Origin of the sequence: Cupriavidus sp. P-10 (assembly GCF_003402535.2) — a bacterium.
Taxonomy (GTDB): domain Bacteria; phylum Pseudomonadota; class Gammaproteobacteria; order Burkholderiales; family Burkholderiaceae; genus Cupriavidus.
The window spans coordinates 1,546,181-1,570,180 of sequence record NZ_AP025172.1 but is presented as its reverse complement, the minus strand read 5'-3'; the positions used below and the strand labels follow the sequence as shown (position 1 = coordinate 1,570,180).

General features: G+C 65.8%; 20 protein-coding genes. 8 read left to right on the top strand and 12 right to left on the bottom strand.

Annotated elements, in window-relative coordinates; genetic code table 11:
* Window positions 1–46: 46 nt before the first annotated feature.
* From CTP10_RS37235 to CTP10_RS37220, 4 genes are all read left to right on the top strand, one after another.
* The gene (locus CTP10_RS37235; RefSeq protein ID WP_116318319.1) at window positions 47–1,321 is read left to right on the top strand and encodes an iron-containing alcohol dehydrogenase; all 1,275 of its coding nucleotides are present in this window, start codon (window positions 47–49) and stop codon (window positions 1,319–1,321) included.
* A gap of 168 nt (window positions 1,322–1,489) precedes the next feature.
* Entirely contained in the window at window positions 1,490–2,869 is a 1,380-nt protein-coding gene (locus CTP10_RS37230) for an MFS transporter (RefSeq protein ID WP_116318318.1), read from the top strand.
* A gap of 129 nt (window positions 2,870–2,998) precedes the next feature.
* Window positions 2,999–3,805, top strand: coding sequence for a sterol desaturase family protein (locus tag CTP10_RS37225; protein WP_116318317.1), 807 nt, complete (start codon window positions 2,999–3,001; stop codon window positions 3,803–3,805).
* A gap of 446 nt (window positions 3,806–4,251) precedes the next feature.
* Window positions 4,252–5,310, top strand: coding sequence for a 3-keto-5-aminohexanoate cleavage protein (locus CTP10_RS37220; RefSeq protein ID WP_116318316.1), 1,059 nt, complete (start codon window positions 4,252–4,254; stop codon window positions 5,308–5,310).
* A gap of 194 nt (window positions 5,311–5,504) precedes the next feature.
* On the opposite strand, the gene panP is transcribed toward CTP10_RS37220, so the two are convergent.
* From panP to CTP10_RS37205, 3 genes are all read right to left on the bottom strand, one after another.
* Entirely contained in the window at window positions 5,505–7,157 is a 1,653-nt protein-coding gene (panP, locus tag CTP10_RS37215; protein WP_116318603.1) for a pyridoxal-dependent aspartate 1-decarboxylase PanP, read from the bottom strand.
* 134 nt (window positions 7,158–7,291) lie between these two features.
* Complete coding sequence (locus tag CTP10_RS37210; protein ID WP_116318315.1) at window positions 7,292–7,711, bottom strand: type II toxin-antitoxin system VapC family toxin; 420 nt, start codon at window positions 7,709–7,711, stop codon at window positions 7,292–7,294.
* The gene (locus CTP10_RS37205; protein ID WP_116318314.1) at window positions 7,708–7,953 is read right to left on the bottom strand and encodes a FitA-like ribbon-helix-helix domain-containing protein; all 246 of its coding nucleotides are present in this window, start codon (window positions 7,951–7,953) and stop codon (window positions 7,708–7,710) included. The genes CTP10_RS37210 and CTP10_RS37205 overlap by 4 nt, the downstream gene beginning before the upstream one ends.
* Window positions 7,954–8,172: 219 nt before the next feature.
* On the opposite strand from CTP10_RS37205, the gene CTP10_RS37200 reads away from it, so the two are divergent.
* The gene (locus CTP10_RS37200) at window positions 8,173–9,036 is read left to right on the top strand and encodes an alpha/beta fold hydrolase (protein ID WP_116318313.1); all 864 of its coding nucleotides are present in this window, start codon (window positions 8,173–8,175) and stop codon (window positions 9,034–9,036) included.
* A 51-nt stretch (window positions 9,037–9,087) separates the two neighbouring features.
* Here CTP10_RS37200 and CTP10_RS37195 read toward each other — a convergent pair whose 3' ends face one another.
* Together CTP10_RS37195 and CTP10_RS37190 are read right to left on the bottom strand one after the other, a co-directional pair.
* On the bottom strand, window positions 9,088–10,374 hold the full coding sequence (locus CTP10_RS37195) for a SagB/ThcOx family dehydrogenase (RefSeq protein WP_116318312.1): 1,287 nt from the start codon (window positions 10,372–10,374) through the stop codon (window positions 9,088–9,090).
* Between the two features lie 89 nt (window positions 10,375–10,463).
* Window positions 10,464–11,540 carry an AI-2E family transporter gene (locus tag CTP10_RS37190; RefSeq protein ID WP_116318311.1) on the bottom strand — a complete coding sequence of 359 codons (1,077 nt, stop codon included), beginning with the start codon at window positions 11,538–11,540 and terminating at the stop codon, window positions 10,464–10,466.
* A 235-nt stretch (window positions 11,541–11,775) separates the two neighbouring features.
* On the opposite strand from CTP10_RS37190, the gene CTP10_RS37185 reads away from it, so the two are divergent.
* The gene (locus CTP10_RS37185; protein ID WP_442875267.1) at window positions 11,776–12,246 is read left to right on the top strand and encodes a plasmid fertility inhibition factor family protein; all 471 of its coding nucleotides are present in this window, start codon (window positions 11,776–11,778) and stop codon (window positions 12,244–12,246) included.
* A gap of 288 nt (window positions 12,247–12,534) precedes the next feature.
* On the top strand, window positions 12,535–12,999 hold the full coding sequence (locus tag CTP10_RS37180) for a group I truncated hemoglobin (protein WP_116318309.1): 465 nt from the start codon (window positions 12,535–12,537) through the stop codon (window positions 12,997–12,999).
* Between the two features lie 72 nt (window positions 13,000–13,071).
* Here CTP10_RS37180 and CTP10_RS37175 read toward each other — a convergent pair whose 3' ends face one another.
* The 6 genes from CTP10_RS37175 to CTP10_RS37150 form a co-directional block, all read right to left on the bottom strand.
* Window positions 13,072–14,421 carry an MFS transporter gene (locus CTP10_RS37175; RefSeq protein WP_116318308.1) on the bottom strand — a complete coding sequence of 450 codons (1,350 nt, stop codon included), beginning with the start codon at window positions 14,419–14,421 and terminating at the stop codon, window positions 13,072–13,074.
* Between the two features lie 114 nt (window positions 14,422–14,535).
* Window positions 14,536–15,351, bottom strand: coding sequence for an enoyl-CoA hydratase/isomerase family protein (locus CTP10_RS37170; RefSeq protein WP_116318307.1), 816 nt, complete (start codon window positions 15,349–15,351; stop codon window positions 14,536–14,538).
* 4 nt (window positions 15,352–15,355) lie between these two features.
* Window positions 15,356–16,909, bottom strand: a complete 1,554-nt coding sequence (locus CTP10_RS37165; protein WP_116318306.1) for an AMP-binding protein — start codon at window positions 16,907–16,909, stop codon at window positions 15,356–15,358.
* The gene (locus CTP10_RS37160) at window positions 16,902–17,474 is read right to left on the bottom strand and encodes a (2Fe-2S)-binding protein (RefSeq protein ID WP_116318305.1); all 573 of its coding nucleotides are present in this window, start codon (window positions 17,472–17,474) and stop codon (window positions 16,902–16,904) included. Before CTP10_RS37160 ends, CTP10_RS37165 begins: the two co-directional genes overlap by 8 nt.
* The gene (locus CTP10_RS37155) at window positions 17,471–18,286 is read right to left on the bottom strand and encodes an FAD binding domain-containing protein (RefSeq protein WP_116318304.1); all 816 of its coding nucleotides are present in this window, start codon (window positions 18,284–18,286) and stop codon (window positions 17,471–17,473) included. The genes CTP10_RS37160 and CTP10_RS37155 overlap by 4 nt, the downstream gene beginning before the upstream one ends.
* On the bottom strand, window positions 18,283–21,318 hold the full coding sequence (locus tag CTP10_RS37150) for a xanthine dehydrogenase family protein molybdopterin-binding subunit (protein ID WP_116318303.1): 3,036 nt from the start codon (window positions 21,316–21,318) through the stop codon (window positions 18,283–18,285). Before CTP10_RS37150 ends, CTP10_RS37155 begins: the two co-directional genes overlap by 4 nt.
* Before the next feature lie 270 nt (window positions 21,319–21,588).
* On the opposite strand from CTP10_RS37150, the gene CTP10_RS37145 reads away from it, so the two are divergent.
* A complete protein-coding gene (locus tag CTP10_RS37145; protein ID WP_116318302.1) occupies window positions 21,589–22,521 on the top strand; it encodes a LysR family transcriptional regulator in 933 nt (310 codons plus the stop codon).
* 80 nt (window positions 22,522–22,601) lie between these two features.
* Here CTP10_RS37145 and CTP10_RS37140 read toward each other — a convergent pair whose 3' ends face one another.
* Window positions 22,602–23,903 (bottom strand): hypothetical protein, encoded by a 1,302-nt coding sequence (locus tag CTP10_RS37140; RefSeq protein ID WP_442875253.1) that lies wholly within the window; start codon window positions 23,901–23,903, stop codon window positions 22,602–22,604.
* Window positions 23,904–24,000: the final 97 nt, after the last annotated feature.

Below are 24,000 nucleotides of genomic sequence, written 5' to 3'. Positions count from 1 at the left end.
TCCCCCGCCATCCCCGATCCGCCGAAATCACCCCACAGGAGACAGCATGAGAGTGGAAGACCTCGTATATTTCTGCGCGCCGGCGCGGCTGGTCATGGGCGCCGGATGCCGCGCCCAGTTGCCCGCGCTGCTGCGCCGGCTGGGCTATCGTCGCGGACTCGTGGTGACGGACACGTTCTTCACCGGTGCCACGCCGTGGGTCGAAGAACTCGTCGCCGGCGCCCGTGCGCAGGACGTGGAATTGCTGGTCTTTGACGGCGGCATACCCGATCCCACCACCACGCTGTGTGACGCGGCCACGACGACAGTCCGCGAACGGCTTGGCGGCCTGCCAGTCGACCATGTCATCGCGCTTGGCGGCGGCAGCAATATCGACCTGGCCAAGGCGCTCTGCCTGACCCTGCCCGGCGGCAGGCCCGTGCGCGCCTTCCTTGGCAGCATCGATGCCGGCACCCCCATCCTGCCGCTGGTCGCCCTGCCCACCACGGCCGGCACCGGCTCGGAGGCGACGCCAGGCGCGATCCTGGTCGATCCGGACAACGCGACCAAGGTGGCGGTCATGGACAACCGGCTGCGCCCCGCCGTGGCCTTGGTCGATCCTGAATTCACCTACACGTGTCCGCCGCGGGTCACCGCGGATGCCGGCATCGATGCGCTGACCCATGCGATCGAGTCCTACCTGACGCTTGATTCCGCCAGCTTTGACCGCGGGGGCGAACCGGATCCGGGCTACAGCGGGCGCAATGCGCTGACGATGCTGTTCGCGCACGAATCGATCCGATTGTGCGGCCAATACCTGTTGCGCAGCTATCAGGACGGGAGCGATACCGAAGCGCGCATCGGCATGAGCTACGCCAGCGTCTACGCGGCGCTGTCATACGGCAGCGCGGGACTCAACGCCGTGCATGGCATCGCCTACGCCGTCGCGGGCCTCTCGCACCTGTCGCATGGCACCACCAATGCGGTGATGCTGCCGTATGTACTCGACGCGCTGGGCGACGTGCGCCGCGAGGAGTTGCTGGCCGTTGCCCGCCTGCTCGGCATTGCGGCAGGCGATCCCGATGCCGCGGTGGCCCGCGTGCCTGGCGTGGTGCGCGACCTGGTGGGAGCGGTCGGCCTTCCGACCACGCTCCAGGCGTGCGGCATCGGGCAAGGCGACCTCGATATGCTCGTGAACGATGCGTTGGGTGTAACCCGGCTGGCCAAGGCTTTCCCCGTGCCGGACGTGCCTGCCCGCTACGCCGCCATTGTCCGCAATGCCTGGGCGGGCACGCTGTCCGTTGATGCGTTTGCCATGGCCCCGCAGCCCGAGGTGGTCTAGGTGGCCTAGCGCTTACCGGGGGTACTTTCCCGGCACTTGGCGGCATTATTTCCTCCAGCGGCCCGACCGAACTCGCGGTAAACCATTACTTGAACATCAGCGATGTACAACTAATATATTACGAAGCGCGCCATCACAGAGCGCGTCTCATCTACACAGGAGACAACCATGGATATGTCTGCAGGCGCCCTCAAGCTGGAGGCGGGTATTGCGGCGCGGCTGGAACGATTGCCGATGACCGGCTACCAGCGCTCGCTGTTCGGCATCATCGCCACGGCGTGGTTTTTCGATTCGATGGATCTGGGCCTGATGACATTCGTGCTTGGCTCGATCAAGGCGGAATTTGGCCTGACCGCCGCGCAGGCCGGACTGCTGGCCAGCTCCAGCTTCCTGGGCATGTTCCTGGGTGCCGCGATCGCTGGCCTGCTCGCCGACCGCTTCGGCCGCAAGCCGGTGTTCCAGGTCAGCATGATCTTCTGGGGCGTAGGCAGCCTCATGTGCGGACTGGCGGACAGCGTGACGTCGCTGATGATTTATCGCGTGCTGCTCGGGTTTGGCATGGGCATGGAGTTTCCCATTGGACTGTCGATGGTGTCGGAGATGGTGCCGGCCAAGAGCCGCGGCAAGTATGTCGCGATCCTGGAAGGGTTCTGGCCGATCGGCTTTATCGCGGCCGGCGCGCTGACCTACCTGCTGTTGCCGGTCATCGGCTGGCGCGGCATCTTCATCGCGCTGGCAGTGCCGGCCGTGTTCGTGTTCGTGGTGCGCCGCATGGTGCCCGAGTCGCCGCGCTGGCTGGAGGATGTCGGCCGCAAGTCAGAGGCCGATGCAGTGATGGCCGGCATCGAGCAGCGCGTGGAACGCGCCTGGGGCCGCGCGCTGCCGGCGGTATCCGCCACGTTTGGCGGCACGCAGGCGCCCAGCCGCAAGGCCCGCTTCATGGAGCTGTGGAGCGGCCCTTATGCGCGCCGCACCATCATGCTGTGGTCGGTCTGGTTCTTTGCGCTGCTGGGCTACTACGGGCTGACCACGTGGCTCGGCGCGCTGCTGCAGCAGGCCGGGTACGCCGTGACCAAGTCCGTGCTCTACACCGTCTATATCTCCCTGGCCGGCATTCCCGGGTTCATCTTCTCGGCATGGCTGCTGGAAAAGTGGGGCCGCAAGCCGACTTGCGCGCTCATGCTGATCGGCAGCGCCGTGGCCGCTTATGCGTATGGCCAGGCGGCCGTGCACAAGGTGCCGGTGGAACAACTGATCGCCGCCGGCTTGTGCATGCAGTTCTTCCTGTTCGGCATGTGGTCCGTGCTCTACGCCTATACGCCGGAGTTGTATCCCACCCGCTCGCGCGCGACAGGCTCCGGCTTTGCTTCGTCGATCGGCCGCGTCGGCTCGCTGGCCGGACCCTACCTGGTCGGCGTGCTGCTGCCGGTGGCGGGGCAGGGCGGTGTGTTCACGCTCGGCGCCTTGTCCTTTGCGGTGGCCGCCGCGGTAGTACTGCTGCTGGGCGTCGAAACCCGCGGCAAGGCGCTGGAAGAAGTGTCGCAATAACGGTTCGCCGCGCGGCCTACCAGCCGCGCCTGCATTGGCGCCCCTGGCCACCAGGGGCATTTTATGGGTCGCCGCGCTTTTATATCCAACTAATATGTTAGTGCGGCGTTGTTTTCCGGAGATGCAATCATGATGACGGAACGTCAACGCAAGTTCAGGGAGCAGTACAAGGCCGATATCAGCCCGCTCTACAACGGGTTGCTGCATATCGCCGTGATCTACGGCGTCGGCGCTGGCGCGCTCTGGTGGTCAATCCAGCGGCTGCACAACGTGACCTGGGAGTGGGCGCTGATCCTGCCGGTATTCCTGGCCGGCAACTTCGTCGAATGGTTCATGCACAGCTATGTCATGCACCGCCGGATCAACGTCTTTGCGCTGCGTGCCATCTATGAGCGGCACACGCGCCAGCACCACCAGTACTTCACCGACCAGGAGCCGACCATCGACACCACGCGTGAATTCCGCATCGTGTTCTTCCCGTGGCGCGTGCTGGCAACGCTTGGCGTGGGCGGCGGCGGGCTGGGCTACCTGGCATCGCTGATCTTCAATGCCAACGCCGGCTATTTTGTCTTTATCACGATGGTGGCGCAGTACCTGATCTATGAGACCTTCCACTATTGCTGCCATGTGCACGACAACTGGTTCGTGCGCAACATGCCCTTCATCAACACGATCCGGCGTCATCACACGGCGCATCACAACATGGGCATCATGATGAAGTACAACATGAACCTCACGTTCCCGATCGCTGACTACATCATGGGCACTTCGGACCTGCGCCGGGGCCTGGTCGGTCATCTGTTCAATGGCTACAGCGAAGCGCACGTCAAGGAAGAGCTGAAGCCGATCATCCAGAAATTCCGCACGGACCATTCGCGTGTCAACCTGGATGGCCCCATGCTCGATGAGGAGGAGCGGCGGGCAATGGCCGCCTAGTCGGCTAGCCCATCCGCACGCCTGTTCGCGCGATCTCGTAGTTTCCCTCTTGCCCCGAAATGTCAACGATGCAGAGCGCTTTAGCATTTCGGGGCGGAGGGGAGAGAAGGCGACGGGGGAAGGGGAGGGAGTTCCCAATCATTCTGCTCGGGTACAGCGCCTTCCGAGATGACGCGCGTATGTGCCTTGACGGTTGCTCATTGGACTGGGTCGTGATGTTGTCATGAATGGTTAAGTGCGAGACATCCAGCGTAAAGCGGAAAGTGGCGGGGGGTCGGATGATTCACTCGTTGTCCCAAGACTTCGACATCCACCGATTAGAGAGACTTGCTTAGGAAAGCCCGCGCAACATCGTCCCTGCGATGGTGCTGCAACCGGGGGTCTAAAGCCTTCTCATCTAGTTCGACGCGCTCGATATTCGCATTTCCACCTAGAGATCCGACATCATGAACTTTCTTGACGGCCACCTGTACCCGGAGAACCAGCAGCCTCTGATCATCACGGCCGCTCCCTATGCGCCGGGCTGGATTCCTTCCGATTTCCCGGAAGATATCCCTATCACAATGGAGGAGCAGATCCAGAAAGCGGTGGACTGCTACGAAGCAGGCGCCGCGGTGCTGCACCTCCATGTGCGCGAAGCCGATGGCAAGGGCAGCAAGCGCTTGTCCATGTTCAATGAACTGATCGCCGGGGTACGCGCCCGTGTGCCGGAAATGATCATTCAAGTTGGCGGCTCCATCAGCTTCGCTCCCGAGGGCGACGGCGCGGAGGCAAAATGGCTCTCCGACGACACGCGACACATGCTGGCTGAACTTGATCCGAAGCCCGACCAGGTGACGGTGACCGTCAACACCACGCAGATGAACGTGACGGAGCACGCTGGCGTCGATGACTTCAAGGGGGTATCGCGCGGATTCCCGCACCTCTACGGGACCTACAAGGACATGATCGTGCCCTCGAATCCCAGCTTTATCGAGGAGCACATCCGTCGCCTGACGGCTGCCGGCATCCAAAGCGAGTTCCAGGTCTACAACATCAACAGCTTTGAAACGATTGAGCGTCTGATTCGCCGCGGCGTCTACAAGGGGCCGCTGGTGATGAACTGGGTGGCGATCAGCGGCGGCATGGATCAGGCGAACATCTACAACCTGGCCAACATGCTGCGGGCCGTGCCCGATGGTGCAGTGGTCACAGTGGAAAGTTCGGTGCTCAATGTGCTGCCCATCAATATGATTGGCATGGCGTTGGGCCTGCACGTGCGGTGCGGCATCGAGGATGTGCTGTGGAACCAGACTCGCACGGGCAAGATGAGCTCCGTGGAACAGATCAAGCAATTGGTACGTATCGCCGGCGAATTCGGTCGCCCGATAGCGACAGCGAAACAGGCACGAGAGATCTGCAAGATCGGCGTTTTCTACGACACGGCGGAGGAGACGCTGCAGGCCAATGGCTTCGCGCCCAACCGGAACGGTGGCAACCAGGGCTTCCTGCGCAAGCCGGACTAAAGCCTCTGCGGAGAATTGACCGGGGTCGGACAGTTACTACAGTTCGGCCATACGCAGCCCGAATGTCGGGCATTGCGTGATCCGCGCGGACTCCTCTGGCAAGGCAACGGCCCCACTTCCGGGGGTGCAACGCGGTATGCCCGCGCCAGAAGGTTGTTCGCGCCAACCACGTCGGCACGTTCCTCATGGCCGCCTCACGCGGCGTCCGGCGCCCCCACCAGCGCCATCAGCGGCGCCATGCACGGGCTGGCCGCCGCCAGCACGCGCTGTTCGTCGAGGATGTCCTGCAGGATGGCAGGCGTCGTATCCGGGTTGGCCAGCACCATGCGGAAAACGGCAATCGGTCGGCCACCCCACTGTGTCGACGTCAACTGCGTGCGCGATACGAACGAGCGGCCGGCATCGCGCTGCATTTCCTGAATGCTGATGGTCAGCGCATCCAGCGCGTCCAGGATCTTCTCGCGCCTGTCGGCCGAAGCCGTTGCCAGCGCGGCACGCACGGTCTCGGGCACATGGCGATAGGTCAGGATGCAAAGCTGCGGGTGGCTGTCGAGCTCGAAATCCGGCTGCTGCGCAATCAGCGATGCAAAGTAGCGGGCGTTATCGATGCTACGATCGATCAACTGCGCCAACCCCTTGCGACCAAGCAGATGAAAGTTCGCATAGAGCATGACCGCCGCCGCGCCGCGCGATCCTTCGAGCGTATGGCGCCCCAGGTCCACCGAGCCCTTGCGCACGATGTAGTTCGCATGCTGGATGATTTCCTGCGTCCACGCCGGGCTCCGGAATAGCACCATGCCGGCACCCATCGGCACGTAGAACTGCTTGTGCGCATCGATGACGACGGAATCGGCGCGCTCGATGCCCGCGAAGCGCCAGCGCTCGCGCTCCGACAGCAGGGTTGCGCCGCCCCATGCGGCATCCACGTGGAAATGGCAGCCGGCCTCCTGTGCAACATCCGCGATCGCGTCGAGCGGATCGACCGCGCCCGTCTCTGTCGTCCCCGCTATGCCGACGATCGCCATCGGCCGGATGTTGCGCTGCTGCAGGTCACGCATGGTGTCGCGCAGCAGGTCGATGCGCATGCGACCGTCTGCATCGACCCCGACCGGCACGAGATTGTCGCGTCCGATGCCAAGGACATCGGCTGCCTTTCCCAACGAGTAGTGCCCGCGCTCCGAGACGACGATTGCAAGCCCGTCATGGCCGTAATGGCGCAGCGCAGCCATCAGTCCGGCCCGATGGATGCCGGCGAAGCCATCACGCGCGCCCAGCAAGTTGTTGCGGCTCGCCCATAGCGCGGTGAGGTTGGCGACCGTGCCGCCAGAACAGATCGCGCCGAGCGCGTGATCGGCATCGTGCAGCCATCTCGCATAGAACGCGCTGTCCTGGGCAAACACCAGCTTGTGCAGCATGCCGATGACCTGGCGCTCGAGCCCTGTCAGCGCGCCCGACGTCTCGAGCTTCACGACGTTCTGGTTCAGCGCTGCCACCACCTTGGCCAGCGAGGGCATGAACGACGGCAGTGACGACGTCATGTGTCCGACGAAAGTGGGCGATGCCACGGGCATCACGTGCCTAAACACTTCGTTGAGCAGATGATCGGCATGCGCTTGCGGCGATGTCGGATTCTCGGGCAGCTCAACCGACGCGAACACCGCCTCGCGTGTGGCGCACGCGCCAACCGGGTCAAAACGCTCGCCCGCAAAGAAATCCGCCGGATGCTCGGCGATCAATCGCTCGAGCGATTCGAATGCACCAAGATCCGCGTCGAACCAGCGCAAGGGGCAGTCGTCGCCCCCGTCCGTGCTTTGTGAGGTCTGTTCGCGAAAGCTGTCCGGTTTCATTTGCATCATCCAGTTCAATCCCGTAGCGCCATGGTGCGCCGGGCATTATGCCGGATCGGAAGGATGTCGAGGGCCGAAGGCACCGACCGGCACTTTTGACGACGTTGCCACTGCCTGTTGACGACCTGCACGGCTCAATCCAGCCAGGGATTGGCCAACACAATGCCAACCCCTTCGAAGTCCTGGCCGTTGCGTGTAGCCAACGCGGCGGCGTGGTGCCGACAGATGGCTGCAATCTGCGCGTCCGCCATGCTGATCGGGCAGCCTGCGCGTTCGCGCTGGGACACTAACGCGGCGTAGTGCACCGCGGCATCCTCGTCGAAAGGCAGTACCCGGCCCTCGAATTCCTGGTCGAGCATCTGTAGCGCGGCTTCCTGTAACCCGGTTTTGCGGTGCCCGTCGGGCAGACGGGCAATGCTATGCAACAACTCGGCAACCGTCACGGCGGTGATGACCAGGGAATCTTGTGCCTGTCGATCGAGCCAGTCGACGACGGCGGGCTCAGGCTGGCCCCGCATCAACTCCGACAAGACATTGGTGTCGAGCACGATCATTCGGGCAAATCCGCGGACCGCGGTTGCTCGGCGCGCGAGGGCAGGTCCAGCCCCGGATCGGCCAGCGTGGCAAAGCGCTGTTGCAAACGGCTGCCCAGGCCGCCAAGGCCAGACGGTTTGCTTAGCGCGCGCCGCAAAATCTCGCGCACTTCCTCTTCCATGGAGCGCCCGTGCTGGGCCGCCTGGAGCCGCAGCCGTGCCTTCACCTCTTCATCCAGGTTGCGGATCGTCAACGTTGCCATGACAGCCTCCTCAGCCGCATGCTTGCATTGACAGCAATGCTAGCACATCCATGCAGGCCGAGCTCGCCGGTTTCGGATTCAGTTGCCGGAAGCCGCTAACAAGCCCGAAACGGGTTTCGCAAGGGCGAGGGAGCTATCAGAAAATCTGAAAGATTCCATCAATATTATTCGATTTTCTTTTTGAGTGCGGTGCAGCAAAGTCTGGGCAAGGAGTTAAACATGAATGCACGAGCGCCCCTGACTACGCTGGCTCTTGCCGGTGCCTGGCCACAACCTTCTTTTGTCTCCATTGCCTCCGGCACCCCCGTTCCCTATGTGGAAGCCGGGAGCGGCGACCCAATGGTATTCGTGCACGGGTCGCTGTGCGACTACCGCTATTGGGAGCCGCAGATCGCTTCTCTGTCGAAAGACTTCCGCTGCTTCGCTCCGAGCCTGGGCCACTATTGGCCGCAAGCCAGTGCGTTCGGACGCGGCGACTTCAGTTGGGAGGCGCACGTCGCGGAAGTTGCGGAGTTCATCGATGCGTTAAGTCTGGGGCAGGTCCATCTGGTCGGCCACTCGCGTGGCGGTTGCATTGCGTTTCATCTGGCGTGCAAATACCCTCACTTGGTGAACACGCTCACGCTCGCGGATCCAGGCGGCCCACTTCAGGCAACGCCGCAAGCAGGGGCCGGAAAATTGCCGCCGGCCACTCATGCGTTGAGAGAGAAGGCCGCGGCATTGATTGAGCAAGGTGAATTCGATGCCGGTCTGAATCTGTTTGTAGACTCGGTAACCATGCCTGGTTTTTGGAGCAAGAGTTCCCAGAGCTTCCGCAGGATGGCGCTCGATAATGCGCTCACACTGCCGAAGCAGCTGCGTGACCCCTTGCCCGCCTACACTCGCGAAGCGGCCGGTAAAATCCAGTGTCGAACGTTGCTGATCGATGGGCAAAAGAGTCCGCGCATGTTCCGTAGCACGGTCGAGAAGCTTCACGAATGGATCGTGCAAGCCAAGCGTCAGACAATTGCCGGAGCCTCTCACGGCATGAATATTGCCAACCCAGGCGCGTTCAATCGGGCGGTTGCCGAGTTGGCTAGCTAGCGGGGCCCTTTCTCGCAGAGTTCGTGGCCATCAGCTTGTGCGGGCCTTGCTCTACGTTCCAGTCGACACGCCGAGACCCGCGAAGTGCAACACCCATTGGCTTTGCCCATCGACATCGATCAGGGCCGCCGCTTCGTCGTCGTAAAACCCGCCCACCGGACAGGCCGCCAGGCCGCGGGCAACCGCGCCGAGCAGCCAGCGCTCGCCCAGCATGCCCGCCTCGAGAAAGGCATGGCGATAACCACGCGCACCTTCCGCCAGCATGTGCGCGCGATCGGCGGAAAGCACCAGCACCACTGCGGCGTTGCCGATCACGTCCTGCGATAATGCGGCCGCCTGGGCCGCAGCGGCGGAATCGCTGTCGCGCACGCGTACCAGCGCGTGCTGAGGCAGGTAGCGATACACGCCCGGGCGGAGGCCCGCGACACGATTGACGACCAGATTGATGCGGATGGCGCCCGATAGCTGGGGCGGCAGCGCCATGTCGGCCAGCATCGATGACAGCGTCGCGAGCGGCACCGGCTCGTCGAGGAAGCGCCGCTGGCTGCGCCGCTGGACGATCGTGTCGGTCACGCCTGCGGCGGTGGGCTCAGGCGGCGGTAGCGCGATGTGCCCGGCGCTCACCTCGTCGGGCAACCGCTGCAGCGACGTGGCCAGGTGCACCATGCCTGTCACGCCGGTTGTCACGCCGGTTGTCACTCCGGTTGTCACGCCGGCGGGAACCGGCGGCGCTGCGAAGCGCGCGCGCGAAGCGTCGCCGGTGGACACCACGCCGCTGGCTGCGGGTCGCAGATCCATGATGGCAAGCACGCCTTCCTCGAAGCCATCGACACCGATGGCCTTGGCGGCCAGCATCTCGTCAAAGCGCGCGACGAGCGTCGCCTGCATTCCCGCCTGATGCCCCGCGAGCCGCAGATTCTCGAGCAAGTGGCCAGCGTCCGCGACCGCATAGCGGTAGGCCCGGTCGCGGTACTTGTAGCCGGTGCGGCGGAACACCGCAGTCAGCACCACGGCCGCGTCGGCGCCATCTGCCTGAGGCGCGCCGAGCGCGGCCGGTGCAGCGCCCAGCGCGTCGAGCCGATTGTGCTCCGGGTCGTAGTGATAGAGCCCGGCCGGCAAGCCCTCGACCTTGTGCGCCAGGACATAGAGTTCGCTGGGAAACAGCGCGCCGGAAGAGGGCGAGGCGCGCAGTGCCAGGCCACCACGCCGCGCCGTGATGCCGGCCGACAGGTACAGCATCTCGCCCAACTCGGCAACGCTCAGGCGCTGCTTGCGCGGCGAGGGCGAGCGCAGCGCATCGCTCAGGCCGCGCTCGCGGGCACCCTTGCAGCGCTGCATGCAGCACCTGCCGGCGCCGTCGGTGCCAGCGTGGCTGACTCAGGACATGCCTGAGCTGGCGATGGGATGAGCGACAGGTGTCTCCCCCGTTACGCCGGCGGTGGCCCCAGCGGCTGCTCCGCCTGGCTTTCCAGCCATTCGCGCCATACGGCGAGCAGCACCGCGAGGATCACTGGCCCGATGAACAGGCCTATCAGGCCGAATGCGGCGAGTCCGCCCAAAACGCCGAACATCACCAGCAGGAACGGAATCTTGGTGGCCCCACTGATGACCAGCGGACGAACGACGTTATCGACCCAGCTCACGGCCGTAGCGCCCCACAGCAGGAGCCCGATCCCCGCCACCGTGTGGCCGGTAATGAGCAGCCATGCGCCGATGGGGACCCAGATCGCGAGCGCACCAAAGGGAATCAGTGCCAGGATGGCAGTGGCAATGCCCCAGAACACCGGCGCTTCGACACCTGCCGCCCAGTAGCCGATTCCGGCGAACGACCCCTGGGCGACCGCGGCGAGGAAGAGGCCAAACACCACGGCCCGCGCGGTGTCTCCCACTGAAATGAAGTACCCGTGCGCGCGGGGCCCGAGAATCCCTTGCAGGACCAGGCGCAACTGCGCGAGCAATTTCTCGCCGTCGCGGAAGAAAAAGAATGCCGTCAGCAGCGTCACGCCAATGAGCCCTGCGTTGAGTCCCACACCGCCGGCCAGCCTTGCAAGGGCGCCGCCCCACCGTTCGATCAGCGCCGTGACCTGGGCACGCAGGGCTGCGCGGTCACCCAACAGCACTGACAGCCATTCCTGCAACCATTCGCCGACCCAGGGCAGGCGTGCGAGCGAATCCGGCAGTTCGACGCCCGCGTTCACAATCTCTGCCGCCTCACGGTAGGCGGCGACCATCTCGGCACGCAGGAGGATGGTGAGCCCGATGAGCGGTACGCCCAGCATCGCGGCAAGTACCAGCGTGGAGGCCAGCGCAGCCCAGGTTCGCCGCTGGCGCAGCACGCGGCGCAGCCACGCATTGAGCGGCCAGGTGACATAGGTGAGGATTGCGGCCCAGGCAAGAGGCACAAGGAACGGCCGCACTATGACGAAGGAAAGGGCGAGCAGCCCGCCGAGCAGGCATACCAGAAGAGTCCGGCGTACCCATACGGCTGCTTGGAAATCGGTCATGGAAGGGCACCTGGGCACGGCATCCGGGACGATGCGCGTTGCCAATATGCTAACCGCGGTGCATCACGCAGCAAAGGAGGCAGCAGCATCGCGCGCGTGATGGGCGAGTTCACAAGGGCTTGGCGCTGACGCATAATCCCTGGGCATGCGAATAAGAACGCAGCGGCTGCTCAAGCCGCGCCGCATCGAATCCGGACCCGACGAAGCTTCCGGAGAACAAGAAAACGGAGTCGCCTTGCCAACAGATCAGGTGCAACGGGGTCATGACGGGAACTGGATAGTCCCTATCCCCGGTCACAGTCCTTACCCATTCACCCGCATGAAATGCGGTTTCGACGCCCCCGACTCGCGCCATAAGGTGGTCGTGATCAACCTGGCGAAGCTGCTCGCTTGCGCAGATCGCGACAAGACGGACTATGTCCTCCAGGCTGCGCAGTACTGGCATGCGGGCAAGGTGCGTGGCATTCGCGAGTTCCTGGCGCCCGGCCAGGAACGGATTCCGGAAGTTCCCTATGTAACGTTCACAACCCGGCGCTGCCGTACGTTATCCGGACTGATTGGCATCGCCAGCGAAGGCGTAGTGTCCTTTCGAAACGGCCAGCATCGCGCCCGTTATCTGGCGTTTGCAGGCGCATGCAGCCTGCCGGTCGAGGTCCATGAAACCGAGGCGGAATTACTCGAGCGTTTTTGCGGGTGGGGTCGCTAGCAAACTCCGAGTGCTTGAAACGGTGGTGCGCGCAGGCTCCTTGCTCAGAATTGATGAAATTGCGCGCCGATGGCTGCCGCGATCCATCCGTAGATCGCCCGGAGACGGCGGGCGACGCCGCGCACCCGCAATTTCCGCCACGTGTCTGCCCTCTGGCCTTTGTCATCAGACTGGACATGCGCAAGGAGCGCCAGCCGTGCGCCGGCTTGAACTCGCCCTGGTTTGGCACTAAGTTGGATTCGTCCCTGATCCTCCATTCAAGTTCGCCACCGCACAAGAGGAGTCACCATGCGCATGTCACCTTTTCTGTTTGGCATCTTGATGGCGGGTTTGATGGGACTCGGCAGTTGCGCGATGCCGGATCGGCCGCAGCGGGCCGCGCCTTCGGATATGCCAAAGCAGTCGTTATACGAACGGCTTGGCGGCAGCCAGTCGATCACAGCGGTCGTGGACGACTTTGTTGCCAATGTCGCAGCCGACACGCGCATCAATGCAAAGTTCGCCAATGCCAATATCCCACGCCTGAAGATGAGGCTGGTTGAGCAGATTTGTGCGGGCACAGGTGGGCCATGCACTTATCAGGGCCGTGACATGCGCAGCGCGCATGCCGGCATGGGGATCACCAACAGCGAGTTTGACGCGCTGGTGGAAGATCTGGTGAAGTCGCTCAACAAGTTCAAGGTGCCGGCACAGGAGCAGAAGGAATTGCTCGGCATACTCGGGCCAATGAGAAAGGATATCGTCTCGCGCTGAATCCTCGACGCGGCCGTCACACAAAGCCTCGTTTTGCATGCGGTGGTGCTTCGCACTGCATGCGTGGCATGTCTACTTTTCGCCGAGACGACCCAGTGTCTCCGGCACGATTGCGGCGCCCACCAGATAGACCAGCGTGACGACTGCAAGGAAAACACCAAGGATAAACGGCAGGTCGGCGGGCGTGCCTGCGGCGAGCGAGGCGAGCGTCGGCATCATTCCGCCGATGGCGAAGCCGATGTTCCACGACAAGCCCGTGCCGGAGGCGCGGATGCTGGTGGGAAACCGCTCGTTCAGGAAGATGAGGATCGGCGCGAATCCGGCGCACCCGAGCATGCTGAGCGCCACCGCGTAGACGCCGCGCAGGGTGGCGCTTGGCGCGGCCGGCATCCATTGGTAGAGCAACGGCATCAGCACCAGGCTGACCGCGCCGATCAGCAGGAAGGCCCGCTTGCGGCCGACCAGCGTGCTGAAATGCCCCGCTGCCACCGACGCGACGATCACACCGAGGCTGCTCAGCATCAGGATGGCCGAGGACTCGCCGGGGGACGCCTTGATCACGACCTTGAGGAAAGTGGGAAGGTAGCCGGAAGTCAGGTAGTAGGCGCTGCCTGCGCCCACGGTCAGCAGGATGTTGACCAGCAGGATGCCACGGTACTCGCGCGAGAACAGCGTGCGCAGCGGATGCGCTTGCGGTTTGGCGTGGCCGCTGGCGGCCTTTGCCGCCTGCAGCTGCTTCCACAGCGGCGACTCTTCCAGCGAGTTGAAGATGACCAGCCCCAGCACCGAGCTGACAATGCCGGCGAAGAACATGCAGCGCCATCCCCAGACCTCGAAGGCGTCACCGGGGAACAGCGCCGTCATCGCCATGTACGTGATCGACGCCAGCAGCGCGCCGATGCCCGCGCCGCCGCCGCCGACCAGGCCGGACACCGCGCCGCGCCACGACGGCGGCACCGATTCCGTGCCGATTGTATGCGTCGAAGCGACCACGCCGCCGACGAATACGCCCTGCACCAGCCGCAGCAGGATGAACAGCGCCGGCGCGAAGAGGCCGATCTGGGCAACCGTCGGCAGCAGTCCGAACGCCGCCGTCGACAGGCCGACGCCGGTCACGGCCACCACCATGGCACCCTTGCGCCCGTGCCGGTCCGCGTAGGCCCCGAAGATCGCCGAGCCGAGCGGCCGCATCAGCAGCGTCACCGCGAACGACGCATACACTGCCGCCAGCGACAGCATCGCATGCCTGGACGGAAAGAACAGCTTGCCGATCACCGGCGCCACGAACAGCAGGATAAACAGGTCAAACAGGTCGAGCGCCCATCCCATGCACGAAGCGGTCACCGCGCCCAGCACCTGCCGGTTGTTCGCGGCCACGGGCGCGCCGCTGGTCGGCACCTTGTCATTTGCCAGCACTTCCATCGTTGTCTCCTTGTCATTTTGAATGAACGGCTCCCGGCGATGCCCGCCGGGGGCATCGTCGATGCGTCCGTCTCTCCGGCCCGGCAGGCGGGGCAGCCCCGCCCGCCCCCGCGGTCAGCTGCCGCGGAAATCGGGGTTGCGCTTCGCGTGGAACGCTTCCACACCCTCGCGGAAGTCATCTGAGCTGCGCAGGCGGCTGTAGCAGTGCCCCTCGAGTTCGATGGCGATCGACAGCGGTGCGTCCTCGGTGTCGTTGAGCAGCTTCTTGGCGGTGCGCTGGGCCAGCGGGGAGAAGGCGCGGAGTTCGTCGGCCAGTGCGTCGGTGGCGGCTTCCAGCTCGGCGTCAGCCACGCAGTCCACGGCGATGCCCCACTCGTAGGCCTGGCGGCCGGCGATGCGGCGCGAGCGCATGACAATGTCCTTGGTGCGGCCCACGCCCACCATCTTCTGCAGCCGCGCCGAGCCGCCCGAGCCTGGAATCTGGCCGAGCTTCTGCTCGGGCAGCGCGTATTCCGTGGTGGCGGTGGCGATGCGGAAGTCGCACGCCAGCGACAGTTCGAAGCCCACGCCGAAGCAGTAGCCCCGGTTGGCCGCGATCACCGGCTTGCTGCAGCGCGCCGGCGCTGCCACGTTCCACGCCAGGTTCGACACATGCTCCGGCGACGCCTCCAGGAAGCCGCGGATGTCGCCGCCGCTGGAGAAATGCTTGCCCTGCGCGCGCAGCACGATGACGCGCACGCGGTCATCGGCGTCCAGAGCCTCGAACACGGCGCGCAACTGGTCGCGGGCCGCCATCGAGATCACGTTGTAGGGCGGGCGATGCAGGATGATGTCCGCGCGCTCGCGGGCCGGATCAATCTCCACGGAAAAGCCGTCGAGATCCTGCAGGCGCTGCTGGTCGGGATGGGTCAATGCGAGGGGCTGGGTCATGTCGCTACTCCTTGATAGGTTCGCTTTGGGGAAGAGAGGAAATCACGTTGTATTCGCCCGCCGACAGCTTGCGGCGCAGGATCTTGCCGACCGGCGATTTCGGGATGTCGGCGACGAATACGTAGTCGCGCGGGCGTTTGAAGTTGACGAGGTCGGAGCCGCGGCAGTAATCGTCCAGGGCCCCGGCGTCGACGCAGCCGCGCGGCTTGACGAATGCCACCACCTTCTGGCCCCAGCGGGCGTCGGGCACGCCGGCCACGGCCACCTCGTCCACGGCGGGGTGCAGGGACAGCACCGATTCGATATCGGCGGGCGAGATGTTTTCGCCGCCGCTGATGATCATGTCGTCGACCCGCCCGGTGACGAACAGGTCGCCGTCGGCGTCGAGGTAGCCGATGTCGCCGGTGAAATACCAGCCGTCGCGCAGAGACCTGGCATTGGCGTCGTCGCGGTTCCAGTAGCCCTCGAAGGCCTCGTCGCCGCGCAGGTCGGCGATGATCTGGCCTTCCTCGCCGGGCGCGGCCAGTTCGTCCGGCGAGGCCGCGTCAAGCCGCGCCACGCGCAGCCGCGTGTTGAGGCCGGCGCGGCCCGCACTGCCGGGTTTGCGCGCCGCGTGCTGGTCGACGCTGAAGGTGTACACCTCGGACGAGCCGTAGTGGTTGACGAACAGCTCCGGGCGGAACGCCTGCTCGAGCCGGGTGAGCAGCCCGTCATTCATGGCGGCCCCGGCAAAGCCGAGCTTGGTGACGGTGCGCACGTGCGTGCTGTCGAAACCCGGCTCGGCCAGCAGGTCATGGTAGAGCGTGGGCACGAGATAGAGGCAGCTCACGTGATGGCAGGCGATGGCCTGCAGCGCCTGCGACGCGCTCCAGCGCCGCACGCAGACCAACAGGCCATCCACCAGGGCCATGGCCAGCAGGGACCGCACGCCCATGGTGTGGTACAGCGGCATCACCCCCAGCGTCCGCTCGCCGCGCCGGTACAGGTTTTGCGCGACATGTGCAAGCGCGGCCGCGCGTTCTTGCCGGTGGCGGCGTGGCACACCTTTCGGCCTGCCGGTGGTGCCGGAGGTGTACAGCATGAGCGAGATGTCGCCGGCTTCGGCCTGCGTGCTGTCCCGGCGGGGCGTGGCGTGGAGCAGGGTGTCGAACGAGAGCGAGCCGCCGGGCGCGCCGTCCAGCGCGATGCAGGGGATGTCCTGCGCGGCGGGGCTGTCCAGCACGGCGTCGGCGCTGACGGGCTCGAACACCAGCACTTTCACGCCGGCGTCGCGCACGCAGTAGTCCAGCTCGTCCGGCTTGGCGCGCCAGTTCAGTGGGACGATGACCACGCCGGCGAACTGGCAGGCCCAGTGCAGGGTGGCCATCTCCCAGCGGTTCTGCAGGATGGCGAGCACGCGGTCGCCCGGCCGCAGGCCCAGGTCGAGCAAGCCGGCGGCCACGCTGCGGATGCGCGCGAGCCATTGCTCGTAGGTCAGCAGCAAGTCACCGTCGACGATGGCGGGGGCGTGGGGGCTGCGCTCCACGCTCTGCAGGAAGGTGCGGCCGAGGTCAAGCATGGCAGCGCTCCTCGGCAACCGGGGCGGCGGGCCGGCGCGTCCGCGCGCGGCTGGCAGCCACGTCGAGCACGGCAGCGACGATCGGCGTGTAGCCCGTGCAGCGGCACAGGTGGCCGGACAGCATGTCGCGCACCTGCGCCTCGGTCGGCTCGGGCACCCGCTCCAGGTAGTCCGCGCACGACATCAGGATGCCGGCCGTGCAGAAGCCGCACTGCAGCGCATGGTGGCGGCGGAAGGCTTCCTGCAGGTCGCCCAGGCCTTCGCGCGGGGCGAGTCCTTCGACGGTATCGATGGCGCCGCCATCGGCCTGCACCGCCAGCATCAGGCAGGAACGCGCGGCCACGCCGTCCACCCGTACCGTGCACGCGCCGCAAACGCCGTGCTCGCAGCCGACGTGGGTGCCGGTGGCGCCGAGCTCATGGCGCAGGAAGTCGGACAGCAGCTCGCGCGGCGCGCACAGGCCGCTGCGTTCGGTGCCGTTCAGGGTCAGGGTGACGCGCTGGCGCTCGTCGCGCCGCATCACCGGGGGCGCACCCGAAGGTGCGCCATTAGGGGTCTTGCTCATCTTGCCTCCTCGATTGCGCGCATGCCCAGTTGCCGCACCAGGTGGCGGCGGTACTGCGCGCTGACATGGGCGTCGTCCTGCGCGCCCAGCTTCCAGCTGAAATCGTTGATCGCCTCGGCCAGCGCCTTGCCCTGCAGGCGTGGCCAGGTCTCAAGCATTGGCCGGTCGGCCACGCCGCCCACGGCCAGCACAATGGCGTCGTCCGTGACGATGGCGGCGCAGGCCACCAGCGCGAAGTCGCCATGGCGGGCGGAGAACTCCGTAAAGCCGTAGCGCGCGCCGGGCCGCCTCAGGGGGAAGCGCACCGCTTCCACCAGTTCGTCGGGCTCGCGCGCCGTCATCAGCATGCCGCGGAAGAATTCGGCGGCCGGCAGCACGCGGCGGCGGCGCAGCGAGCGCAGCACCACCTCGCCGCTGAGCGCGGTCAGCACCAGCGGCAGTTCGGCGCTGGGGTCGGCGTGGGCGATGGAGCCGCACACGGTGCCGCGGTTGCGGATCTGGAAATGCGAGATGTGCGGGAAGGCGAGCGCGAGCAGCGGTACCTCGTGGGCCAATGACGGGCGCCATTCCACACTGCCCTGGGTGGCAGCGGCGGCCACCACCAGATGGCCGTCCTCGATGCGCACGGTATCCAGGTCACGGGTGCGCGAGATGTCGACCAGCAATTGCGGCTGTGCGAGCCGCATGTTCAGCACGGCCATCAGCGACTGGCCGCCGGCCAGCACGCGGGCACCCTCGCCGGCACGGGCCAGCGCTTCCAGCGCATGCTGCGCGGATTCGGCGCGCAGGTAGTCAAAGGCGGCGGGTTTCATCGACGGACTCCCAGCAACGCCAGCAGGCGCGCGATCCAGCCCGGCTTGCGCACGGGCTTGCCCCCGGCCTGCCGGCCGAGCGATTCAAACAACTGGCGCAACACCACCTTGGCCGCGCCTTCGAGCATGCGGCCGCCGACCGCGGCGACCTTGCCGGACACCTCGGCCTCGTAGTCGTACGTGAGACGGGTGCCGGCGCCGTGCGGGGCCAGCTCGACCAGGCCCGCGCCCCGCGCGCTGCCAAGCGACGACAGGCCGGCGCCCGCCAGCCGCAGCCGGTGCGGCGGCTCCAGGTCGGACAGCGCAATCTCGGCTTCGTAGCGGGCCTTGATCATGCCCACGCCCACGGTCACGTCGGCGCGGTAGCGGTTGTCGCCGATGGGCACGAGCGCGTGGCAGCCCGGCACGACATTGGCCAGCGCCTGCGGGTCGAGCAGGACGGCGAAGACGGCCTCGGGCGTGGCGTCCAGGTCGACCGTGCCACGCGCGCTCAGGGCCTTGCCGCTCTTGCCGCCACCCCTGCCGCTCGCCGAGGCTGCACTTGCTGCCTCGGCCAGTTCGGGACGCGACGGCGGCGGGTCGTCGAAGCCGATCATCGCCATTACCCTGGCGGGCGTGAGCGGCAGGCGGATGTCACGCACGCCGAGCGCATCGGCCACCGCGTTGGCGACGCATGGCGGCGTGCTCATGTTGTTGCCCTCGCCCAGCCCCTTGGCGCCGAGCGGCGTGAACGGGCTCGGCGTCTCCAGATGGACGATGAGCGGGTCGGGCACCTCGCACGTCGTCGGGATCAGGTAGTCCGCCAGCGTGCCGGACTGGAAGCTGCCGTCCGGGCCGTAGCGGAATTCCTCCATCAGCGCCGCGCCCAGTCCCTGCGCGAAGGCGCCGCGGATCTGGCCGTCGGCAAGCGCCGGGTTGAGCAGCTTGCCGGCATCGTGCGCGGTCACGTAGCGGTCGATGCGCACGCGGCCGGTAGCGCGGTCGATCTCAACGCCGCACAGGTCGAAGGCAAAGCCGTAGCAGGCGGAGGTGTTGACGCGGTCCTGTTCGTCCGGGGCGTCGAGGTTGGGGGGCGACCAGAACACGGTTTCGCGCAGGCCGGGTTCCTCGCCGGCCGGCAGCAGCTGCGGCGACCAGTGCGGCGCATTGCTGGCCGCGCGTGCAAAGGGCACGGCGGTATCGGGCGCGCCCCGGCGCTGGATGCGGCCATCCGCGAAGGCCAGTTCGGCGGGGTCGCAGCCCACGTGCGAGGCCACGATGCGCGCCAGCTTGTCGCGTACGCGGGTGGCCGCCAGGTGCACGGTGCCGGCCACGGCCCCCGCGAAGCGGCTGGAATAGTTGCCGGCGGCCACGGACCACGCATCCTTGTGCGTGTCGAATTCGACGTTGACCACGACGTCGGCCGGATCGATGCCGAGCACGTCGGCTACGACCTGCGCCGACACGGTCATGTGTCCCTGTCCCGCCGGCGTGGAAGCGATGGTCACCACCACGCCACCGAGCAGGTCCACGCTGACCGTGGCGCTGGCGATGGCGCCGTTCTTCGGACCCGCCTTGCGGCGCGCGTCGGCCGGCGTGGCGGTAGTGATATAGCCCATGTTTGACACCGAGGGCTCGACGATGGCCGCAAAGCCGATGCCGTACAGCCTGCCCTCGGCACGCGCGGCGTCGCGGCGGCGCTTCAGCTCGCCGTAGCCACCCGCGTCCAGCGCACGCGACATTGCCAGCTGGTAGTTGCCGGAGTCGAGTAGCGCGCCCGCCGCGGCGCGATAAGGAAAGGCATCGGCGGGAACGAAGTTGCGCCGGTAGACGTCGAGGGGATCCAGGCCCAGCTCCGCCGCGATCCGTTGCACCAGCCGCTCCAGCGCGAAGTACACCTGCGGACCGCCGAAACCGCGCACGAGCCCGGTAGGCGTCTTGTTGGTCAGCACCACGCGGTTGCGCACCAGCAGGTTGGGAATCGCGTAGGCACCGGTCAGCAGGCCATGCATGCGGTAGAAGGTGGCGGGCTCCGGGGCGCGAAGATAGCCGCCGCAGTCCTCAAGCTGGTCGTACGAGAGCGCGACGATCCGACCGTCCGCCTCGACCGCGGCTTCCAGGGTGGAAAGCCGCGCGGTAGCAGAAGTGGCGGCGCTCAGGTGCTCGAGCCGGTCTTCCACCCACTTCACCGGCGCGCCCGCCTTGCGCGAGGCGAGGCACATCAGCACCACGTAGGGGAACACCGCCTGCTTGACGCCGAAGCTGCCGCCCGAGTCGCGCGGCGCGACATGGCGCAGGCGGTTGGCCGGGACCTGCAGCGCCATTGCCATGACGGCGTGCAGCGAAAACGGCCCCATGAAGTTGGAAGTGACCTGGTAGCCCTCATTGGCCGGCAAGTGTTCGGCAATCACCACGCCGCACTCGATCGGCGTGCAAGTGTTGCGCGGGTAATGGGCGGTCAGCGCCACGCGGTGCGGCGCGGTGGCAAAGGCGGCCTCGGGGTCGCCGTAGCGGAAATGGCGGTCGCTGGCCACGTTGCTGCCGAGGCCGGGATGCAGCACGCTCGCGTCGTTGGCGACGGCGGCCTCGATCGATACCACCGGCGGCAACACGCGGTACTCCACCCGCACGAGGTCGAGCGCATCCTCCGCCAGCGCGCGGCTCTCGGCTATCAGCACGGCCACCGGCTCGCCCACATAGCGCACGCGCTCCATGGCCAGTGCCCACTGCTCCATCGGCGCCTTCACGCCCACCACGAAGGGCCTCGACCAGCCGGGCAGGTCGGCCCCGGTCAGCACGGCATGCACGCCCGGCGCCTTCAACGCGGCGGCGCAGTCGATGGCGCCAAGTTCGGCGTGCGCGTGCGGCGAGCGCAGGATGGCGGCGTGCAGGGTACCGGGCCTCACGCCCAGGTCGTCGGCATAGCGTCCACGGCCGGTCAGGATGGCGGCGTCCTCGACGCGCTGCATCGGGCGCCCAACGTGCGGCGCACGCCGGATCTCCTGTGTCTCCTGAACCGTGCCGGTCGTTTCGCCAGCATCGAATCTCTTCATTTGCGACTCCGTGTTGCGAGACGGTCTCGGGCCGGGCGGCCAGCGGAACCGTTCAACGTCAAACGGAGATTAGGGAGATTCCGATATAACGACTAATATTGTTTTTTGATCCGCGCAATCAAATATTATGATGTGGCGATAGCCAGGCTTGCGCTGCCTTGGTGACACCGGCTGCAAGAAAACAAGTTGTTTTGTAGGGGCGCCAGCATTTGCGGGCGCCATCATGGAAATTGATGCCGATGCTGTACTTCTATTGATATCTGCCCGCACATGGACCTCAAGCAAATCCAATACTTCATCGCGCTGTTCGAGGACGGCTCCGTCACGCGTGCGGCCAAGCGGCTGAACATCGTGCAGCCGGCGCTCAGCATGCAGATCGCACGGCTGGAAGAGGAATTCGGTCAGAAGCTGTTCGAGCGCATTCCGCACGGCATGGTGCCGACGGCTGCGGGTCGCATGATGTACCGTCTGTTCCTGCCCATCGTGCGTGACATCTCCGGCGCCCGGCAGCAGATGATGCAGCGAGAAGAGCAGATGGCCGGCCGCATCACGCTTGGCATGGTGGCGTCCGAGACGGAGAGCGTGCTGGTGGATTCGCTGGCGCGTTTCAACGCGCGCTATCCGAACGTAGAGGTATCGGTCGCGGACGGCTTCAGTACCGCTCTGATCGATCTGGTTTCCGCCGGCCAGCTCGACGCGGCGGTGGTCCATCGCCAGCGCGGCCGCCTGGCGCTGCAGGTGCAGCCGATGCACGACGAGGAAATGGTGCTGGTGACCAGCGCAGAGCACGGGCCGGACCTGCCGGAATCCGTGGAGATGGCAAAGCTACCGGCACTGGAGTTGGTGCTGCCGACCAAGCGCCATGGCCTGCGCGTCGTGCTGGACACGGCCACGCAGGCGCAGGACGTCACGCTTGCGCCGAAGTTCGAGATCGACATCCTCGGCACCATCGTGCGGTTCGTGCAAGCCACGCGCTTTGTCACGGTGCTGCCGCGCATCGTGGTGCAGCGCGCAGTGGAAGATGGCCGGCTGCGCATGCATACCATCGTCGCGCCGCGTATCGTCCGGCATCTGGTCTGCGTGAGCCATCCGCAACGGCCGTTAAGCACAGCCACTGAGGCGTTTATCGCCATCGTGACCGAGGAAATCAGGCGGGTTTCCGGGATGGAGCAGGCTCCGATCGAAGGCGGTAGCCTGACCTAGCGCCCCGTTCCCAAGCCGATCCGGTGCCGCTCCACTGGCGGCACCCTGCGCGGAAAACGCGTCATTCACAGCAGCCGCGCCTACAACGACTTCAGATACTCCGCCAGATCCGCAATCTGCTCAGCGGTCAACCCCAGCCCTTGCCTGGTGTTATAGGTCTGAGCAACGTCCTCCAGCGTTGCAGCCGACCCGTCATGGAAGTAGGGCGGATGCTGCCACACACCCCTGAGCGGACTGGTTCGATACTGCTTGCTTGCCGAACGTGAGGCATAGCTGGGCGATTCCGGTTCGACCATCGAGTCGCCTGGCGGGTGCAGGCGCGCATTGGCGTCGGTAAACAGTGCGCCGCTATGGCAGGTGGCGCAGCGGCCGGCGCCTTCGAATACCAGCCTGCCTCGCTGGGCCGCCACGGCGTCGAAGCTGCCGGCGGGCGGCGCCGGTGCTTTCAGGGACAGCTGGTAGGCTTGCAGGGCCGGCAGCTTGCTGGTGACCAGATCTTCCGTGCCATGCGTGATCGACAGGTTCAGCCGGGGCTCGGTGAAGGTGCCGAGGCCGCCCATTTCGACCACGGCGACATAGCGGTTCCAGTAGGCGATCTCTTCGCCGTCGCCGGTGACGGTAATGCGATGGATGCCGTCCAGGCCGTAGGCGGGCGGAATCACCACGGGCTTGCTGAGTCCGTCGACATTGTTCCTCGGATCGAACTTGCCTGCGCCCCAGGCATTGAGCACGGCTTTGTTGGCAGCATCGACGGCAGGCGACAACGCGATGATGGCGCCCGGATTGAGGTCGCGATTGGGCCATCCGTCCAGGCGCTTGCCGATGCCCGGTGCGAACGAATTGTCGACGGTGGAATGACACAGCGCGCAGGTAATGCCGACGCGAACCAGCTTGTCGACTCCATTCACCGTTTGCACCGTGCCCTGGACGCCGACGACCGCGTTCAGCTTCAGCAGCGCCACCGTGGTGGCCGGGCTGTTCAGGTCGACCGTGCCGTTGGCGATGCCGTCTGCGACCGCTGCCGGCAAGGCTTCGGCATCCACCTTCAACCCGACGGACAGCGCGGTCACGGGGTCGACCATGGTGCTGATGACCTCATGCATCTTCAGCGTATCGGTCCAATGCGCTTCATCGCCGAACGTATCGAAGCGGAAAATCTGCTTGCCCTGCTCGACGAGTGCCGCCTGCCTCGCCGCGTCATTGCTGGCCGGGGCGGAATCGCCGGAGGAGCCGCCGCACCCAGTGATTGCAGTGATCGCGGCGCCTGTTGCCAGGACGGTCAGCAGTTGCCAGTATCGGGATGCCCCGCGCATCCGTTGAATAGGGCGCCCGGTCGCCGTTGCCGCCGCGCGAGGCGCGGGGCTGGACGGATGCGGCTTCATTTTCATGACTCCTCCCGGTGGTTGGGTCTCGCAGCGCCGGACAGCCGGGCAGCGGCTCACTGTCATTAGACGCAGGAGCCAGCGCGAAGGTGACAAG